General features: G+C 58.5%; 15 protein-coding genes and 1 tRNA gene. 5 read left to right on the forward strand and 11 right to left on the reverse strand.

The window, feature by feature from the left end:
* Positions 1–97: 97 nt before the first annotated feature.
* Both DOU54_RS11535 and DOU54_RS11540 read right to left on the reverse strand, forming a co-directional pair.
* A complete protein-coding gene (locus DOU54_RS11535; protein ID WP_034498853.1) occupies positions 98–658 on the reverse strand; it encodes a dual specificity protein phosphatase family protein in 561 nt (186 codons plus the stop codon).
* A gap of 199 nt (positions 659–857) precedes the next feature.
* A complete protein-coding gene (locus tag DOU54_RS11540; protein ID WP_006699677.1) occupies positions 858–1310 on the reverse strand; it encodes a hypothetical protein in 453 nt (150 codons plus the stop codon).
* 436 nt (positions 1311–1746) lie between these two features.
* Here DOU54_RS11540 and DOU54_RS11545 point away from each other — a divergent pair, with 436 nt between their 5' ends.
* Both DOU54_RS11545 and DOU54_RS11550 read left to right on the forward strand, forming a co-directional pair.
* A complete protein-coding gene (locus DOU54_RS11545) occupies positions 1747–2379 on the forward strand; it encodes an outer membrane protein (protein WP_022556638.1) in 633 nt (210 codons plus the stop codon).
* A gap of 211 nt (positions 2380–2590) precedes the next feature.
* Complete coding sequence (locus DOU54_RS11550; protein ID WP_004442874.1) at positions 2591–2956, forward strand: hypothetical protein; 366 nt, start codon at positions 2591–2593, stop codon at positions 2954–2956.
* Between the two features lie 177 nt (positions 2957–3133).
* On the opposite strand, the gene DOU54_RS11555 is transcribed toward DOU54_RS11550, so the two are convergent.
* A tRNA-Ile gene (locus DOU54_RS11555) sits at positions 3134–3209 on the reverse strand.
* A 178-nt stretch (positions 3210–3387) separates the two neighbouring features.
* Here DOU54_RS11555 and DOU54_RS11560 point away from each other — a divergent pair.
* Positions 3388–4131 carry an SIMPL domain-containing protein gene (locus DOU54_RS11560; protein WP_037089833.1) on the forward strand — a complete coding sequence of 248 codons (744 nt, stop codon included), beginning with the start codon at positions 3388–3390 and terminating at the stop codon, positions 4129–4131.
* 155 nt (positions 4132–4286) lie between these two features.
* Here the strand turns inward: DOU54_RS11560 and DOU54_RS11565 are convergent, their stop codons facing one another.
* Together DOU54_RS11565 and DOU54_RS11570 are read right to left on the reverse strand one after the other, a co-directional pair.
* Positions 4287–4622, reverse strand: coding sequence for a hypothetical protein (locus tag DOU54_RS11565; protein ID WP_004442876.1), 336 nt, complete (start codon positions 4620–4622; stop codon positions 4287–4289).
* A gap of 150 nt (positions 4623–4772) precedes the next feature.
* The gene (locus tag DOU54_RS11570; protein WP_045531971.1) at positions 4773–5195 is read right to left on the reverse strand and encodes a secondary thiamine-phosphate synthase enzyme YjbQ; all 423 of its coding nucleotides are present in this window, start codon (positions 5193–5195) and stop codon (positions 4773–4775) included.
* A 253-nt stretch (positions 5196–5448) separates the two neighbouring features.
* Here DOU54_RS11570 and DOU54_RS11575 point away from each other — a divergent pair, with 253 nt between their 5' ends.
* The gene (locus tag DOU54_RS11575; RefSeq protein WP_113381199.1) at positions 5449–8001 is read left to right on the forward strand and encodes an HWE histidine kinase domain-containing protein; all 2553 of its coding nucleotides are present in this window, start codon (positions 5449–5451) and stop codon (positions 7999–8001) included.
* A 94-nt stretch (positions 8002–8095) separates the two neighbouring features.
* Here DOU54_RS11575 and DOU54_RS11580 read toward each other — a convergent pair whose 3' ends face one another.
* The 5 genes from DOU54_RS11580 to DOU54_RS11600 all read right to left on the reverse strand — a co-directional run bounded on the left by DOU54_RS11580 (position 8096) and on the right by DOU54_RS11600 (position 15257).
* The gene (locus tag DOU54_RS11580; protein ID WP_162749594.1) at positions 8096–9016 is read right to left on the reverse strand and encodes a DUF930 domain-containing protein; all 921 of its coding nucleotides are present in this window, start codon (positions 9014–9016) and stop codon (positions 8096–8098) included.
* A 194-nt stretch (positions 9017–9210) separates the two neighbouring features.
* Positions 9211–11265 carry an RNA polymerase sigma factor RpoD gene (rpoD, locus tag DOU54_RS11585; RefSeq protein WP_004442883.1) on the reverse strand — a complete coding sequence of 685 codons (2055 nt, stop codon included), beginning with the start codon at positions 11263–11265 and terminating at the stop codon, positions 9211–9213.
* Between the two features lie 393 nt (positions 11266–11658).
* Positions 11659–13644 (reverse strand): DNA primase, encoded by a 1986-nt coding sequence (gene dnaG, locus DOU54_RS11590; protein WP_113381201.1) that lies wholly within the window; start codon positions 13642–13644, stop codon positions 11659–11661.
* A 403-nt stretch (positions 13645–14047) separates the two neighbouring features.
* Entirely contained in the window at positions 14048–14713 is a 666-nt protein-coding gene (locus DOU54_RS11595; protein WP_051674212.1) for a GNAT family N-acetyltransferase, read from the reverse strand.
* Between the two features lie 94 nt (positions 14714–14807).
* Positions 14808–15257: a GatB/YqeY domain-containing protein gene (locus DOU54_RS11600; protein WP_004442886.1), complete on the reverse strand. Its 450-nt coding sequence runs from the start codon at positions 15255–15257 to the stop codon at positions 14808–14810.
* Between the two features lie 338 nt (positions 15258–15595).
* On the opposite strand from DOU54_RS11600, the gene carA reads away from it, so the two are divergent.
* On the forward strand, positions 15596–16801 hold the full coding sequence (gene carA, locus DOU54_RS11605; protein WP_045531978.1) for a glutamine-hydrolyzing carbamoyl-phosphate synthase small subunit: 1206 nt from the start codon (positions 15596–15598) through the stop codon (positions 16799–16801).
* Positions 16802–16838: 37 nt separating this feature from the next.
* Here the strand turns inward: carA and DOU54_RS11610 are convergent, their stop codons facing one another.
* Positions 16839–18236 (reverse strand): MATE family efflux transporter, encoded by a 1398-nt coding sequence (locus tag DOU54_RS11610; protein ID WP_113381202.1) that lies wholly within the window; start codon positions 18234–18236, stop codon positions 16839–16841.
* Positions 18237–18250 lie beyond the last annotated feature (14 nt).

The raw sequence follows: 18250 nt of genomic DNA on the forward strand, positions 1-18250 counted from the left end.
ACACTGTCATGCTCGGGCTTGTCCCGGGCATCTGCAGCCTATCGGCCGGACGCAACGCGGTTAGATCCCCGGCATTGGGCCGAGGATAAAGCAGCAGTCAGAACCCGATGGTTTCCTCGAAGTCATCCCAGGACTGATACATTTCATAACGCCCGATGCCGGGGATCGGCACATGGCCGTAATAGGGCGAAAGTTGAAACTCGGCGGCCGCCTCGCTCTTGCCTGCCACGGCGGCCACATAGATCGCAGAGGCAAGCCCGGTGCGGTTCGCGCCATGTTCGCAATGGATGAGAACAGGCTTTTCCGCATTGCGCAGCACCGCCGCCAGCGTTTCTGAATCTTCCACCGAGACTTTCTCGCTTGAGCTCAGCGGATAGTCGACCAGCCGGATGCCGTTGTTTTTCGCTGCCTTGCTTTCGGTATCATACCAGGCTTCACGCTTTTCATCGCGCAGGTTGATGATGGTCTTGATGCCATAGGCCTTGGCGTAAGCGGCGATGTCCTTGCCACTCGGCTGAGCCGAACGATAAAGCTCGCCGGGAATGACCTCGTGAAAATTCCCCGTCAGCTGGCCGATGCCCATATGTGCGCCGGCCAAAACCGGGAGGGCAACGAGGCCAATGGCCGTGATCTTCAAAAACTTCAGAAAAATACGCAAAACATCAACCCGCGACATCAATCGAATGTGTGGCAGATGACACCGCAAACCGGCGAAAACAAGTCACGCCCCGTCGCGGCCCGTGCGCTTCGCAAGCAGCCGGGGCACGGCAGGCCCATGGAGCGGTTGCAATGCAGGGCCTTTGGACCCAAGCATAAATTCTCAAAATACCGTGATTGCCGGCACCGGCGTGATCTCTTCAATCAAATTCGGCGGAAATGACGGTAACCCGCCACTCCAGCCTTTGCGGTTCCACCCGCTCGTTGTTGCGCAGGCGAAATGTCCGGCAGGCGGTGAAGGTTTCGCCAGCTTCGATCCGCCTTTCGCTGACCTGATAGGGATCGAACGATACGGAAGCTCGAAAGGCCGGTTCGAAGCCCTCCAGCGTGTAGGTCAGACGCTGGACCGCGACATTGTTATCATTGCGGAAGCTGACGCGAATGGGCAGTGCAGAATCCGGACAGGCGGCCTCGAACCCGGCAGTCGCGACGATATGCTCCAACCGCTGGCTGCTGCGACGCCAGTCATAAATGACAAAGGCAGCCGTGCCGGCCCATATCAGGAGCAGGCAGATGACCACTGGTTTGAGATGCCGCGGAAATGCAATAAGGGTGAGGAGAAGAATGGCGCTGAGAACGGCTCCGACAATCACGTCGCCCCTCCTCCGCTAAAATAAAGCTCCATACGTTTCTGCCCTCCCCTGCCCTTCCAGCCACAAACGGCCGCGCGAGGCGGTCGTTGGGGTATTATCTCGACGGCGGCTCAAGCCTCTAGCATATGGCGCGAAGCACCGGCATCGCAGCCGTCAGCCACAACTCTATGGGTGCTCCCCCCGGTGTCAAGACAACCAAGCGCGACAGATAGCGCCGGCATTGCCGTCCTCAGAAAGAACGGCGAAGGGAACCAAACGCCGCCGAAGACGTTCGCAGCATCAGAACAGCATGGCGGGACATCACGAAACGCCGCGGCATGGAGGTAAGTAGGCCAGCCGGCAGGGACGACAAGCCGCCCCTTGGCACCGCCGAAAGCCACACCATATTAAAAGTTACTAAACTATGCTACATATCAGTCAGCTCAGGGAGAAAACGATGAAAACGCTGATCGTAACGTCGCTCCTGGCCCTTTCGGCCAGCACCGCAATGGCCGCGGATGCCGTCTACGAAACACCGGCGCCTCCGGTCGCACAGGAAACGTTGCCAGTCTTCACCTGGTCTGGTCCTTATCTTGGTATTCAAGGTGGCGCGGGCTGGGCAAATGGTGATTTTTCGGCCGGTGCCCCCATAGGCTCGGATAATTTCGATGGCGGCATTCTCGGCGCCTTCGCCGGTTACAATTACCAGTTCGACAATAATTTCGTTCTCGGCATCGAGGGTGACGTCGACTATAACTGGAATGACAATGATTATGCGGGTGTGAACATTGGCACCGACTGGCAAGGGTCCGTTCGTGGCCGCGTTGGTTATGCCTTCGATCGCGCCCTGCTTTATGGCACCGCCGGCTGGACCGCCACACGCGGCTTCATCGACACCCCCGGCGCCGGCAAGGATAGCGCCACCTTCAACGGCTACACCGTTGGCGCAGGTCTGGATTACGCCTTCACCGACAATGTCTTCGGCAGGCTGGAATATCGTTACAACGATTACGGCGACAAGGACATATTTGGCATCAATACCGACCTTGACCAGCACACCGTCAAGGTGGGCCTCGGCGTGAAGTTCTGATCACAATCGAGTTTTGTAGACCCGAAGCCCGGCCATCCGCCGGGCTTTTTTCGTTGCAGAAGCCCAGCGCAGGCTACGATCCGCTCTGCGAAAAAACGGAACAATATGAACTCCGTAAAAATGAAACATTCACAAGCCGTTCAGCAGTTCCGTGCCATCATGCGGGCATAATGAGCCTCTATCTCCCGAAGCAGGCTTATGGAGTAGCCCGATGAAAAAGATAATTCTTTCCACGATTGCCGCGCTTGTTGCCACTGGCAGCATCTTCGCATCCTATGGCAGCGCCAGCGCGCAGGACTATCCCTACCGTCCTCGTTACGATCGGGGTTACGACCGTGGCGGGCCGCCGCCACCGCCCTATCGCGAACACCGTCGCCACAATGATGGCGCAGCCATTGCCGGAGGCCTCGCCGCAGGCGTCATCGGTGGCCTGATCGGCGGCGCCATCGCCAATAATAGCGGCCCCCGTTATTACGAACCGCCACCGCCGCCGCCGCGCTGCTGGTTTGAAGACCGGCGGGTTCCGAATTCCTATGACGGCGGCTGGCACACCGAAAGCATGCGGGTCTGCAACTGATGTCCGATCCTGCGGCCCGGTTTGTTTCAAATGGCAAGCCGGGTTGCTTTCAGCGAATGAGATGGCGGGATACGATTTTCATCCCCACGACGCGCTCTCACCGACACTGCGTGAGGTGCGACAGCACCCCTGCGATCAGCACAGAAAATCAACAACCATCTGATTAAAAAAGAAAAATGGTGGGCCTGGAGAGACTCGAACTCCCAACCAAGCGGTTATGAGCCGCCGGCTCTAACCATTGAGCTACAGGCCCCTTCGGAAAACGCTATCCGAAACACCGGTTTCGCAATGGTTCGAATCCGGTGGTCACGCTCTAACGCAATTTTTACAGCCCGACAAGCCATTGATGCTTTCGCTAAACAGTGCCGCCGTATTAGCTACACAATCTAAGGCAATACCCGTTCAAGGGACTCAATCAACGAGGAAACACCATGAAGACAAAATCGGCCCGCCTTTTTGCACTTAGCGCAATGACAGCAGCAGCCATGATGCCGCTCTCCGGCCAGTTGCTCGCGCAGGAGGCCACCCCGCGTGAAGCCACAATCAGCGTTTCCGGCGAAGGCCAGGCGGCCATCGCTCCTGATATGGCAATACTGTCGTTCAGCGTCGTCAAGCAGGCAGAGACCGCGGCGGCCGCTCTTTCGGAAAATTCAAAGGCGCTGGCCGATGTTCTGAAGGCGCTGAAGGAGGCGGCGATCGAGGATCGTGACCTGCAGACCAGCAACTTCTCGGTGCAGCCGCTTTACAAGCATTATGAGCCAAAGGACGGCGTCTATGTCGCTCCCGAAATCACCGGTTACCAGGTGTCCAACGGCCTGACCGTGCGGGTGCGGGACCTGAAGAAACTCGGCGCGATCCTCGATACATCCGTCAAGCTCGGCATCAACCAGGGTGGAGACATCAGCTTCACCAACGATAAGCCTGAAGCCACCGTCACCGAGGCTCGCAAACAGGCCGTGGCAGACGCTCTTTCCAAGGCCAAGACCCTGACGGAAGCTGCTGGCGTAAAGCTCGGCCGTGTCATCCAGATCACCGAAAACTCGCAGCGCCCGATGCCGGTGCCGCAGGCCATGATGCGCGCCTCCATGGCGAAGGAAGCGGACAGTGTCCCGATTGCCTCTGGTGAAAACAGCTACAGCGTTGTGGTCAACGTCACCTTCGCGCTCGAGCAATAATCGGCAAGGGGCGGCTTTTGGGTCGCCCGCACCGGCTCGGCCTCCGCCATAGCACAGATAAAATGAAACGCCCCTCGCTACCGTTCAGGAAGCGAGGGGCGTTTTGTCCATCTGCCGGGACGGGGATGCCGGCAGATCGATCAGGATCGCTGCCTTTAGCGGCGGATCACAGGGCAGCCGCGCTCATTGGCGAATACGATGCGGTCACGGCCGTGGCGGTCAAAACCTGCAACGACGACGCGGCGCGGAGATACATCAACAACACGTGCGCGGCGAAGACCCATGCGGCTTGCCTTTTCTTCCGCAAGCCAGGGCGAGCAGCCACGGCGCGGGCGATCCGGGCGGCCCCAGCCGGGACGATGACCATAACCATCCTGAACCTGAACTCGGAACTGTACATCCGAGCCGGCCGAAGCAGCTGGAGCGGTGACGGAAATACCACCAAGGGCGATGAGGGCAGCCAGGCCGGCTTTTGCGAAGGTGCTGAACATGAACTCACTCCGTTTGTTTCTTTGACGGCGGGGGAACATCCCCCGGCGATTGACGAGACCCTAGACTCGTCCATCTGAATATCAGCAGAACCGAATGTTCAGCAGGCGTTCAGGGTGGTTAACGCGCACACCCCGATCAGGATCCGCACATCACGGCGAGATATGCAGCACGACTTCGCGCCGATGCGACTGATCGCGATGTTCGAAGAGATAAAGGCCCTGCCAGGTGCCAAGCACGAGCCTGCCATCCGTGATGGGAACGCCGATGGAAACCATTGTGAGCGCCGATTTGATGTGGGCGGGCATGTCGTCGGGCCCCTCCAGGGTGTGGACAACCCACCGCATGGAAGGATCGCTAGAAGGCGGGACGAGACGGGAGAAAAACTCCGTGAGATCGCGCCGGACGTCGGGATCGGCATTTTCCTGGATGAGCAGGGAACAGGACGTGTGCCGGACAAAGACTGTCAGCAAGCCTTCCGTTACCCCGGCCTGATTTACGAAGCCTTTTGCTTCAGAGGTAAACTCGTAAAGGCCCTGCCCGTGGGTAGAGATGATTATTTTCTTCTGCGGCACGTTTTTCTTTCAAATAGTCGGGAACAAAATCGGCGCTGCGAACGTTGCACCATGTCAAATTCTATCCGATGGCGATAGGTATAAGACGACAGGGCGATAACAGCCCATGACAGCAGAACGGAAAACCGCCACTGCAGTTGCATAAAACGGGGAAGGGTTGGCAATATAATAATGAATTATCCAGGCTATCCCTTCCACAGACGAACACGGCATTTACAGCGCAGGACTGACACAGGGTGCGAAAGACTTTCTCATGGCACCCACTGACTATCGTGTCGATCTGACCAATTGCGACCGCGAGCCCATCCATATCCCCGGCTATATTCAACCCCACGGCTGTCTCATCGCCTGCGATAACGCTTTGCGCATGGTGCTGCGGCATTCGGCAAATTGCTGCGGCATTCTGGGTGTGGAAGGCGATATCAATGGCCGGACCGCCGAAGAGGTTCTGGGCAAGGACCTCGTACACAACCTCCGCAACGCGCTGACTGTAACCGGGAGGACAACGCGCCCGGCCATGTTGCCCGCAACGGAAATGGGCGATGGCAGAAGCTTCGACATTTCGCTTCACCGCTACAAATCCACCACGATCATCGAATTCGAACCGTCCCGCAGCGAAACCCAGCCCCTGGGCACCGCACGCAAGATGGTGGATCGCATTCGCGAGGCGGACAGCGTGGAAAGCCTCATCTCCAGAACGACCAGGCTGGTAAAGGCGACGCTTGGCTACGACCGGGTAATGATTTACCGCTTTGAGGAAGATGGAGCCGGCAAGGTCGTCTCGGAAGCAAAGCAACCGGAACTGGAAAGCTTCCTCGGCCAATATTTCCCCGCCAGCGACATACCCCAGCAGGCCCGCACGCTTTATCTCAAGAACACGCTCCGGATCATCTCTGATGCCAGCGGCACACGAATTCCCGTGTTGCCCGCCCTCGATATCTCCGGCGAACCGCTCGACCTCTCTTTCGCGCATCTGCGCAGCGTCTCTCCCATCCATTGCGAGTATCTTCGAAATATGGGCGTCGCCGCGTCCATGTCGATTTCGGTGATTGTCGATGGCGCCCTCTGGGGTCTGATCGCCTGTCACCATTATTCCCCGCGCGTCCTGACCATGCCGGTGAGGATTGCCGCTGAAATGTTTGGAGAATTCTTCTCCATGCATTTGCAGGTCCTCAAGCAGAAACGTCGGCTGGACACCGTCAACCATGCCCATGCCGCGCTCGATCGCTTCCTGCGGCTCGCCGCGCACCACGCCAATATCGAAGAACTGCTGATCGACAGTTTTCAGGATTTTGCCGATCTGATGCCGTGTGATGGTGTAGGTCTCTGGGTAGACAACAACTGGCACGGCCATGGCGCAACGCCACCGCATGACGCCATTCCAAGGCTCGCGCGTTTCGTCGCCTCGGCTTCGGAAGGCAGGGTCTGGGCGACCCATGCGCTGTCGCAGGCGATACCTGAGGCGGAAATCTACGCCGACACGGCAGCTGGAATGCTCGCCATCCCACTTTCTCAGGTGAAACAGGACTATCTCCTGTTTTTCCGCAAAGAGATCGTGCAAAATCTGAACTGGGCCGGCAATCCGGAAAAATCTTATGAAACCGGCCCGATGGGGGACCGTCTCACACCACGCAAGAGTTTCGCGATCTGGAAAGAGACGGTGCATCAGAGGGCGCAGCCCTGGTCGGAAGATGACCGGGAAATAGCAGAAGCCGCCAGAATTGCGCTGGTCGAGGTCGCCTTCCATCACAGCGAGCTAATGGCCGGCGAAAGGGAACGCGCCGAAGTGCGGCAGCGCATGTTGAACGAGGAGCTCAACCACCGCGTCAAGAATGTTCTCGCCATCATCAAATCGCTGGTCGGCAATCCCTCACAGGAAGGCAAGACCCTGCAGGAATATGTGGCTGCCCTGAAGGGCCGTATTCAAGCCTTGTCCTTTGCCCATGATCAGATCATCCGAGGCGAAGGCGGCGGCGCGCTGCGCGATCTTCTCGACGCGGAATTGTCGCCGCATCGTTCCCCGGAAACGACGGTGAAACTCGAAGGTCCCCACGTCACACTTGATTCGCGCGCCTTCTCCGTCATGGCGCTCGTTCTGCACGAACTGGCGACGAACGCCGCCAAATACGGTGCGCTTTCGCAGAACGGTGGGCAATTGCATGTGCGCTGGTGGGTCAACGAAAACCGCGATTGCGAAATCGAGTGGCGGGAAGTGCTGACCACCAAGCTGCCGACGCCATCCCGCGCCGGCTTCGGAACGGCGCTGATCAGCCGCAGCATTCCCTACGATCTCGGCGGACGCAGTACGTTGCGCTATTTGCCCGATGGATTGGAGGCAGAAATTATGCTGCCCTTCCGTCATGTCTCGTCAGCCACCGAAAGTGTCGAAGTACCCACAGAAAATGAGCCCGCGCGGCAATCCAGCCGCTATAACCGGGAGGAGCCGTTGAAAATATTACTCGTCGAAGATCAGATGCTGATCGCCATGGATGTCGAAAACATGCTCGAGGATAACGGCATCAAAACCATCGAAACGGCGACTTCGTCTGCGATGGCAATTGAAAAGCTGAAAAGCTATGTGCCTGACGTGGCAATTCTCGACATCAATCTCGGTTCGGACACCTCCATTCCCGTCGCCCGGGAACTTCACCGCCGTGGCATCCCGTTCATGTTCGCTACCGGCTACGCCGATGGCAGCATGGTGCCGGATGAATTCGGCGCTGTTCCGGTTATCAGGAAGCCCTATGATGAGGATGCGCTAATGGCCGGGATTGGGGTTTTGGTGGGCGATACGGAGCGGGCATAGGAACGCGGCGTCATCCTCGGGCCGTCCCGGATATCCGCAACCTGCCGATTGTCCCGACTAGGCCTCAGCCGCTCAGACATGAGTAAGCGCGCCCTCACTGGAATCGTGTAAAGCCGCGCTTTTTCGCATCTTCGGGGCTGACTTCATTCCCGATTTTAAACCGGAACTCCGTGACGGTATAGTTTTCGAGATCAACTTCGCACTGGAACGAAACATCGTGCCAACCATTGGCCGTGTTGAACGCGCCGCCGGAAGCATCGATCGAATTTCCGGAAATCCTCCCACCTGTGTCCGAATAGGGGATCATGCCTCTGGCGGCAAACCCCGCTTCCTGAATCTGCGCCAGAGCTTCCGTGCTGCAAAGCTGAACGATGCGGCGGCGCGGCGGCAGATCACCGAACATCTGGCGTCTCTGGGCGGGTGACAGCACGGATGAAGACAGAAGATTTTTGGCCGCCGGAAGTTTCGCGGGCTTCTTTTCTTCCACCTCAGCAGGCTTTTTCTCGGTCGGTTTTGCCTGCGGAACAGGCGGCTCTTCCGGCGGAACCTCCTCCTTCAGCGGTGAAACCGCAATCTCGCCCTTCTCGGCGGAAGCCTGAAGATCGCTATTGGCGGCGGCAGGCGCGGGCTTTTCCTCGGCCGTGCTCTCAGGTGGGCTTGCAGGCATCTCGGAGGGTTCGGTCTTTTCCGCTTCCTCGGCTTTGCCCCGCTTATCTTCTGGATCGGCTTGCGCTTCTTCCGGTCGCATAGCGATAGCCGGCAACGTCGCCTGCGGTTGCAGCACCGGTTTCGCTTCTTCAGCCGGTGGCGCGGGAGGTGGTGGCGGAGGTTGCGGTTTTTCCTCTTTCGCCTTCTCCTCACCGGGCGGCGGGGCCTCTTCTGCCTTTTTTTCCTCAGGCGGTGGCACCAGATCGACGCTGATGCTTTCCGGTTCCTGCGGCTCGGCTACACGCTCCGGCAATTCGAAAAGGAAAATCGCCACGACGACAAGATGCAGAAGAACGGAGACGGGCATAGCCCATCCCTTCCACCGCCACCTGCCTGCCGAAACCTGTTGCATCTTACCGAACCAAATCGAACCCGGACATATCCAGCGGAAGCGGATCCCCTGCCTCACACATAAGGCTTGTCGCAGAGTTCGCCAGTGCGGAAAACAAAAAACCCGGCCAGAGCTGACTGACCGGGTTCAATTTTAAAGGAAGCAAAAGCTTAGCTGTCGAGGAAGCTGCGGAGCTTTCTTGAGCGGCTTGGGTGCTTGAGCTTGCGCAGCGCCTTCGCCTCGATCTGGCGAATACGTTCGCGCGTGACCGAGAACTGCTGGCCGACCTCTTCCAGCGTATGGTCCGTGTTCATGCCGATGCCGAAGCGCATGCGCAGAACACGTTCCTCACGCGGTGTCAGCGAGGCCAATACGCGGGTGGTCGTTTCACGAAGGTTCGCCTGAATGGCGGCGTCGATCGGCAGCAGCGCGTTCTTGTCCTCGATGAAGTCACCGAGATGCGAATCCTCTTCGTCACCCACGGGGGTTTCGAGCGAGATCGGCTCCTTGGCGATCTTCAGAACCTTGCGCACCTTTTCCAGCGGCATGGCCAGCTTTTCGGCCAGCTCTTCCGGGGTCGGCTCGCGGCCAATCTCGTGCAGCATCTGGCGCGAGGTACGAACGATCTTGTTGATCGTTTCGATCATGTGCACCGGAATACGGATCGTGCGGGCCTGGTCAGCAATCGAGCGGGTGATCGCCTGTCTGATCCACCATGTCGCATAGGTCGAGAACTTGTAACCGCGACGGTATTCAAACTTGTCCACCGCCTTCATCAGGCCGATATTGCCTTCCTGAATGAGATCGAGGAACTGCAGACCACGGTTCGTATACTTCTTCGCAATCGAGATCACGAGACGCAGGTTGGCCTCGACCATCTCCTTCTTGGCGATGCGCGCTTCGCGCTCACCCTTCTGCACCATCGAAACGATGCGACGGAATTCGGCGATGGAAATGCCGGTTTCCGTGGAGAGGTTCTGGATCTCCTGGCGGATTTCCCGGATCGTGTTGCTTTCTTCGCGCGCGAATTCCTTCCAGCCGCGGGCGGCCAGATTGGCGATCGACTTCATCCAGTTCGGATCGAGTTCCGCACCGTGATACTGCTCGAGGAAGCTGTCGCGCTTGACGCCATAGGATTCCGCAAGGCGCAGCAGCCGGCCTTCGTTCTGCATCAGACGCTTGGAAATGTCGTAGAGCTGCTCGACAAGGCTGTCGATGCGGTTCTGGTTCAGCGAAAGCGACTTCACGGCCGTGATCAGCTGATCCTTCAATTCCTTGTAACGGCGCTCCTGGCCGGAAGAGAGCGTACCGGTGCAGGCCAGACGCGCTTCCACCTGCTGATCCTGAAGCTTGCGCAGCTTCTTGTAGGTGTCGGCAATGGTGTCGAGCGTTTCCATGACCTGCGGACGCAGTTCGGCTTCCATCGCGGCAAGGGAAAGATTGGACTCGTCGTCGTCCTCTTCTTCCTCTTCCGGCGGCAGGCCGTCACCACCAACATCGGTGACATCCTCGTCACCGGTCGGAGCACGCAGCTTGCGGGTCTTTTCCTTTTCTTCGGCGGCCTTGCGGTCGGCCTCGATCTTTTCCGGGCTCTGGAACTGCGGCGCAGCCTTGGCTTCCGGGCCGGAATAGGTCGTTTCGAGATCGATGATCTCGCGCAGCAGCGTGGTGCCTTCGTTGAGTTCGTCGCGCCAGATGATCAGCGCCTGGAACGTCAGCGGGCTTTCGCACAGGCCCGAAATCATCGTCTCGCGGCCAGCCTCGATGCGCTTGGCGATGGCGATTTCGCCTTCGCGCGACAGAAGCTCGACAGAACCCATCTCGCGCAGATACATGCGCACGGGGTCGTCGGTGCGGTCGGTTGGTTCTTTCTTCTTGGCGGTCGCAAGCGCGGTGCCGCTGGAAGGCGCAAGTTCGCCACCCTCGGAATCGTCACCGTCGGAATCGCCGTCGTCATCGCCACCGGCGGCTTCCTCGGCATCCTCGTCCTCGATCACGTTGATGCCCATGTCGGACAGCATCGCCATCGTGTCTTCGATCTGCTCGGAGGTCACCTCTTCGGACGGCAGGACGGAATTCAGTTCGTCCATCGTCACATAGCCGCGCTTCTTGGCGGCCTTGATCATTTTCTTGACCGCGTCATCCGAAAGGTCGAGAAGCGGGCCGTCCGTCGCACCGTCGCGTTCGTTTTCTGCTTCTTCGTTTTCTTTGACTTTGGTTGCCATCTATCTCGTCGCTTTCCCTGACGCTAACACCTGTTCCGCCGCATCGCCGTCCGCCCCTTGAGCATCCGGCGCATTGCCGCGAATCACTGTCAGACACCTAACGGAGTGATCTTTAATTGCCGATTAACCACGGCAGCCTCAGGCAGAATGCAAAGACAGTGCACCCGGAAATGCTTGCTCATGCAATTTCTATCCGCCAAGGCTCATTCCACCTTACTTTTCCTGAATTGGTGATTCCCGCTATTTCCCGCCCCGTCAAGCCTTTGAAGGCGAGACAGCCACGGAAATTCTTAAAAAGAGCCGCATTTTGCGAATTATCACCAGACTATCCCCTATTTAGGACGCCTGCCGCAAAAGGCAACCCCACACACCTTTCAATTCTTGCCGCGACCATCATCCATGGCCGACGGCCGGTCCCTTCACCCGGCCGGACATCACCCCGAAACCATCGATAATGGCCTCCTGATTTTCCATTCGGCCGATCTCCAGCTGAACCTCGGCAAGCGCGCGCACCAGAAGCGTGCCGCGCTCATCATCCGTTGCCTCGGCAATTTCGCGCTCCAGCTCCTTTTTCTGCCAGAGGAGCGACTTTGTCCTTTTGTGCAGGGAAAGCGCCTGCACGTAACCTTCCCGTGCATCCTCCATCGCCGCCTCGCCGGTCGCCGTCCACAGACGAGCATTGCGCACCTGCTGATCCATGGTTTTCAGCAGCACGTCGAAGCCCTGCTGCGACAGGCGCTCGATCAGCCCCGCCCGCGATATCGCAGCCGCATTTTCGGCCGCGTAGGTCAGAACCGTAGACCACAGGCGTTGCAGGTCACGGTTCTCATAGTCGATCGCGGCGATCTCGTCATATTCCTCGAGAAGCAGTTCGGGATGGTTGACGATGGTGATGGCCAAAACGCTCTCCCGAAGCGACGGCTTGGTCTGATAACCCCTGACGAGGCCGGATTGCGCCAACCGTTCCGAAATACTGCTGGCAGGTGCCGCCATAGCCCCACCCCGGCCCGGTGCGTTGCGCTGAAAGCCACGCCCCGGCGCCTGTGCGCCATTGCGGCGGAAATTGCTACCCAGCTGCCCGCCTGCCTGAAAGCGCGGCTGGAAGAAGGCATTCAGCCTGTCACGCATGTCCTGTTGATAGAAGCGCCGCACCGTCTCGTCACCGATAACGGCCACGATCTGCCGCAGGCGGCTCTCAAGCTGGGCACGCTTTTCCGGCGTATCGAAAGTAACGCCTGAGGTCTCGCGGCTCCAGATCATCGCGGCCAGCGGCTTTGCCTCGGAAAGAACGCGGTCGAAAGGCGCCCTACCCTCCAGACGCACGAGATCATCCGGATCCTTGCCGTCGGGCAGAAGCGCGAAGCTGACGGAGCGATCCGGCTTGATATGTGGCAAGGCGAGATCAGCGGCACGGTTGGCGGCGCGAATGCCGGCGCCGTCGCCATCGAAGCAGAGGATCGGCTGCGGCGACATCTTCCAGAGCAGATCGAGCTGGCTTTCGGTCAAGGCAGTGCCGAGCGGTGCGACGGCATTTTCGACGCCCGCCTGATAAAGCGCGATGACATCCATATACCCTTCGACTGCAATGACCGTGCCGCCCGCCGCCTGTGCAGCGCGGCGCGCACGGGCGAAATTATAGAGAACATTGCCCTTGTGAAAGAGCTCGGTCTCGTTGGAATTGAGATATTTCGCCACCGCATCCGAAGCCATGGCGCGGCCGCCGAAGGCAATCACCTTTTCCCGCGAGGACAGGATCGGGAACATGATGCGGTCGCGAAAACGGTCATAGGAGACCGGCACGTTTTCATGGACCACCAGCCCGCAGGCTTCCATCTGCTCCTTCGACACACCCTTGCTTGCCAGATGCTCCTTCAGCGCGTTGCGACTGTCAGGCGCATAACCCAGCCGGAAGGTCTCGATGGTACGCCCGGTCAACCCGCGATCGCGCAGATAAGCCCGAGCCCGAGCGCCGAGCGCCGTCTGCAGCTGATCCTGAAAGAACAGCGTGGCCATTTCCATGACATCCTGCAGAGAAGTGCGCTCACGCTCCCGCTTCTCCGCCTGCGGATCGGGCTGCGGCATGGAAATGCCGGCCATATCGGCGATCTGCTGCACGGCTTCCGGGAAACTTAAGCCCTCAAGCTCGGTCAGAAAGCGGAAATGATCGCCGGAAACGCCGCAACCAAAGCAATGATACCGCCCCTTGCGGTCCTCACAGTGAAAGCTCGGGCTTTTTTCGCCATGGAACGGGCAGCAGGCCCAATAATCCCCGCGCGGCGCATTGGTCTTCTTCTTGTCCCAGGACACGCGTCTGCCGATCACATCGGAGATGTTCACGCGGTCGCGTATCTCATCAAGGAAAGAGTTGGAAAAGCGCATGGGTTACCTGTTCGAGGCCAGTCTTTCATATAAGCGCAGAATGGCGCCAGCACCAAGCCTATGAACCAGTTCACAGCCACAATACCCGTTATTCACAGGGTGGCGCAAAAAGCTGGCAAAGCTCTTTGCGCCCGCTTTGGGCAAATTTGTGGCACTGCATCATCACTAAAAATTATGTTTTTGTAATTTGAGCAGTCCGTCCGCGCGATGTAAAAACATAGTCACAGTCAAAGTAACGAAATCGCAGAAATCTGCCGACGCCCGCAGGCACGTCCCCCGAAAAAGCCTGCGCTCGAGAGCATTCTGATCCGCCGGAATGCGTTTTCGTCGACAGAAAAAGGCAGGGCAGCCCACATCTGCCCTGCCTTTACTTTTTCGCTATACTTCTGGCTCCGGCGCGTTCCTATGCGCAAATGCGAAACCGGAAGATGGCGCCATTCCATTCAGGACGGTTCCAGTCCAGTTCGGAAACGCTGCCCTCAGCGGCACATTTCCGGATTGCTCCCTGCCAGAATACCAGCGCCGTCGTGTTTTTTCTGGCGACGGCAACTTCCCAGGCCCCCGGGTACCGATGAAAAAGTCTCTGTGCCGCAATCAGACCAAGCCCCTGTCCGCGATACTTTCGCACGATGAAAAACTCTCCGACGGAATATTCGGTCGGTAAGGCCGAGTGGCCCTTATCATTGATAAGTGCAAATCCAACAGGCTTATCGTCTATCTTAAACAGGAAAGCTGACCACCGGGGGCACTCAAAATACGGCGCGATCGGATAATCGGGAAATCTGCCATCTTGGCCAAGTTCACCTCGCGGCGTCCCAGCCCAAAATTCGGAGAAATCATGCGTGTATAATTGCATCATATTTTGAACAGCAGACATATCGGCTACCGATGCTGCATCGAGACTGAAATTCACGACCCACTCCGTTGTTAATATCCCACCAGCGAACAAGCCTTTGGATGTGACAAAACAAATGGGGCAAATGCGATCATACCACTTGTTTTGTTCGGACTGCCGGATTTTTATGCCGCAGCCGAGCGGGCTTTTACGCCGCCCTTGATACCTGCGCATGACAACATTTCGGTTCACCTGAGTGGGTCTCTGCGGACAAAAAAAACAGGGCAGCCATGGCTGCCCTGCTTTTGGTTTTTCTGGAGCGGCAAACCTACTTCAGCAAATCCTTCACGACGCCGGAGGCCTTCGCAAAGTCGATCTGACCGGGATAACGTTCCTTCAGCGCATTCATGCATTTGCCCATGTCACGCAGGCCGGAAGCACCGGTTTCGGCGATGACGGCCTGGCAAAGTTCGCGCACCTTCTCGGCCGGAATTTCTTCCGGCATGAATTCCTTGATGATGACGATTTCTTCGCGCTCCTGAGCGGCAAGTTCGGGACGGCCCGCACCTTCATAGATGCTGGCGGATTCTTCCCGCTGCTTCACCATCTTGGTCAGAATCTGCATGATATCTTCATCGCTGACGGGGTCCTTGCCCACGCCGCGGTTGGCGATATCGCGATCCTTGATGGCCGTCTGGATGAGACGCACGGTCGAGGTGCGGCGTGCATCACGGGCCTTCAATGCGTCCTTCAAAGCGTTTGCGAACGTGTCGCGCATCATTTTTCTTCTCCTTGGGAAAGCGCTTTCCGCAGCTTCTCGATACGGAAACTTTCCACCTCATTTTGCGAAACGACATAAACGAGCCGACACGCTCAAGCAAATCAAATGCATAAGACCTTGAAAATACGGCGGTTTAATTCCACGTAAATCTTGGCCCTGCGGTTGACCGCTTGGGCTGCTTTCGTTATTTTCCGGCACCTGCACGAGATTTTAACGAAGGGTCGGAACGCGAGCTTTATCGCGCGCCCCTTTATGTCACGAAGCCTGCGACAAAAATGGCCCCTTCCCCCCTGCCTTTCAAGAGGCGGGGTGCGAAGCGGCAGAAACGGAACGAGATGACCGAGACAGCGCCCTGGACTACCCGCAAACCGACCGCAATGCTTGTTCTTGCCGATGGCACAGTGATTGAAGGAACGGGCATCGGCGCAACCGGTAAGGTTCAGGCCGAGGTCTGCTTCAACACGGCGCTGACGGGTTACGAGGAAATCCTGACCGACCCCTCCTATCTCGGCCAGATCGTTACCTTCACCTTCCCACATATCGGCAATGTCGGCACCAATGAAGAAGATATCGAAGACCTGACGCCCGCCGCCCGTCGCGGCGCCGTCGGCGTCATCTTCAAGGCCGACATCACCGACCCCTCGAACTTCCGCGCGGTCAAGCATCTGGATGCCTGGCTGAAGGCCCGCGGCGTCATCGGCCTCTGCGGCATAGACACCCGCGCCCTGACGGCATGGATCCGCGAAAACGGTGCCCCGAACGCGGTTATCGCCCATGATCCGAACGGCGTCTTCGATATCGAAGCCCTGAAGGCGGAAGCCAAGGCATGGAGCGGCCTCGTCGGCCTCGACCTCGCCATAGAAGCCACCTCCGGCCAGTCTTCCACCTGGGCGGAAACGCCGTGGGTCTGGAACAAGGGTTACGGCACGCTCGGCGAAGCCGATGCCAAGTATCACGTCGTCTGCGTCGATTTTGGCGTTAAGCGCAACATCCTGCGCCTGTTTGCCGGTCTCGATTGCAAGGTCACGGTCGTTCCGGCCCAGACTTCGGCTGAAGACATCATGGCGCTGAAGCCGGATGGCGTGTTCCTGTCCAACGGCCCCGGAGACCCGGCCGCGACAGGCGAATATGCCGTTCCCGTCATTCAGAACCTCATCAAGACCGATCTGCCGATTTTCGGCATCTGCCTCGGCCACCAGATGCTCGGCCTTGCGGTTGGCGCAAAGACCGAAAAGATGCATCAGGGCCACCATGGCGCGAACCATCCGGTCAAGGACTTCACGACCGGCAAGGTGGAAATCGTTTCGATGAACCACGGCTTTGCGGTGGATACCAAGTCGCTGCCCGAGGGCGTCGAAGAGACCCACATCTCGCTGTTCGACGGTACCAATTGCGGCCTGCGCATCACCGGCAAGCCGGTCTTCTCCGTCCAGCACCACCCGGAAGCATCGCCGGGCCCGCAGGACAGCCACTATCTCTTCCGCCGCTTCGTCAACCTGCTGCGTGAAAAGAAGGGTGAGGCAGCGCTCGCCGAGCGCTGATACTTTTCCAATCCGGACGTTACATGCGGCCCGCTTCTCAGCGGGCCGTTTTCATTTCACGCTTCACAAGCAGCACGAAGCGGATGGTGAGAAGAACGGCGGCTGTCGAAAGACCGATCACAAAGCCGAACCAGACACCGCGCCCGCCGAAACCGAGCGGAAAAGCCATGGTCCAGGCAAGCGCCAGCCCAATCGGCCAATAGGAGATCAGCGCCAGCATCGCCGGTATACGCGCATCCTTCAACCCGCGCAGCAGGCCTGCCGTGACCGCCTGAATGCCATCGACAAGCTGGAAGATGCCGGCAATCACCACCAGGCTGCTGGCATAAGCGAGCACCTCGGCGGCCTCCGGCAATTTCGGATCGAGGAACCACTTCGCCAGAAATTCCGGCACCGCCGCAAACAGGATGCCACCGCACAGGGCGATGCCACAGGCGATGGCGTAAATCATGATCGAAGCGCGGATGAGGTTTTTGAAGTCCCCCTGGCCCCGCGCCACGCCGACGCGAACGGTCGCTGCCTGCGAAAGGCCGAGCGGGATCATGAAGGCGATGGAAGCGAGCTGCAGGGCAATGCCGTGCGCCGCGAGCTGTACCGTGCCGATCTGCCCCATCAGGATCGAGGCGGCAGCAAACAGGGTCACCTCGGCAAGAATGGTGATGCTGATCGGCAGGCCAAGACGCAGCACTTCAAAAAGCGCATGCCAGTCCGGCCGCCAGAAGCGCACGAACAGCTCGTATTTCTTCGTTTCCTCGCGCGTCTGCACATAAGCCACGATGAAGATGAAGCTGAAGGCGTTGACGATGACCGCAACCACGGCCGCGCCATTCATGCCCATGGCCGGCAGCCCGAAATGTCCGAAGACAAGAGCATAGGCGAGTATACCATTCATCACCAGCATGATGATGGTGGCATAAAGAATGATGCCTGCGCGGCCGATGGCGCTGACAAGGCCACGCAGCACATAAAACAGCAGCGCCGGCAGAAGGCCGAATTTGGCGATGGCGAGATAATGGCCGGTCAGTGCCGCTACGTTGGCGTTCTGCCCAAGCGCAACCAGAATGCGCTCTGCATTCATGAAGATTGGCAGCGCCAGCAGCCAATAGGCAATGGCCACCCACATGCCCATGCGCAACGAGCGGCGCGCAGACGTTGCATCGCCCTGCCCGTAAGCCTGGGCCACCATGGGTACGACGGCAACGGAGAAGCCCGAGCCGAAAATGAAGACGACAAAGAAAAACTGCCCGGCCAGCACCATGGCCGCCAGCTTCTCTGCACCCAGCTGACCGACGATCACCATATCGGTGGTATGGATGCCAAGCTGCGCGAGCTGCGCGCCGATAAGCGGAATCCCGAGAACAAGCGTAGCCTTGAAATGAGAAACCCACGACCCCGATCCGGACGGAACGGTTCCTGCAACAACCGACGAAGACATTGTAATTCACCCGA

Source organism: Agrobacterium sp. MS2 (genome assembly GCF_003261015.1).
Taxonomy (GTDB): domain Bacteria; phylum Pseudomonadota; class Alphaproteobacteria; order Rhizobiales; family Rhizobiaceae; genus Agrobacterium; species Agrobacterium pusense.

Coding starts and splice junctions, on each gene's coding strand:
- DOU54_RS11545 (WP_022556638.1), top strand. CDS start 1,747: ATGAAAACGCTGATCGTAACGTCGCTCCTGGCCCTTTCGGCCAGCACC.
- DOU54_RS11550 (WP_004442874.1), top strand. CDS start 2,591: ATGAAAAAGATAATTCTTTCCACGATTGCCGCGCTTGTTGCCACTGGC.
- DOU54_RS11560 (WP_037089833.1), top strand. CDS start 3,388: ATGAAGACAAAATCGGCCCGCCTTTTTGCACTTAGCGCAATGACAGCA.
- DOU54_RS11565 (WP_004442876.1), bottom strand. CDS start 4,622: ATGTTCAGCACCTTCGCAAAAGCCGGCCTGGCTGCCCTCATCGCCCTT.
- DOU54_RS11575 (WP_113381199.1), top strand. CDS start 5,449: ATGGCACCCACTGACTATCGTGTCGATCTGACCAATTGCGACCGCGAG.
- DOU54_RS11580 (WP_162749594.1), bottom strand. CDS start 9,016: ATGCCCGTCTCCGTTCTTCTGCATCTTGTCGTCGTGGCGATTTTCCTT.
- rpoD (WP_004442883.1), bottom strand. CDS start 11,265: ATGGCAACCAAAGTCAAAGAAAACGAAGAAGCAGAAAACGAACGCGAC.
- dnaG (WP_113381201.1), bottom strand. CDS start 13,644: ATGCGCTTTTCCAACTCTTTCCTTGATGAGATACGCGACCGCGTGAAC.
- DOU54_RS11595 (WP_051674212.1), bottom strand. CDS start 14,713: ATGCGCAGGTATCAAGGGCGGCGTAAAAGCCCGCTCGGCTGCGGCATA.
- DOU54_RS11600 (WP_004442886.1), bottom strand. CDS start 15,257: ATGCGCGACACGTTCGCAAACGCTTTGAAGGACGCATTGAAGGCCCGT.
- carA (WP_045531978.1), top strand. CDS start 15,596: ATGACCGAGACAGCGCCCTGGACTACCCGCAAACCGACCGCAATGCTT.
- DOU54_RS11610 (WP_113381202.1), bottom strand. CDS start 18,236: ATGTCTTCGTCGGTTGTTGCAGGAACCGTTCCGTCCGGATCGGGGTCG.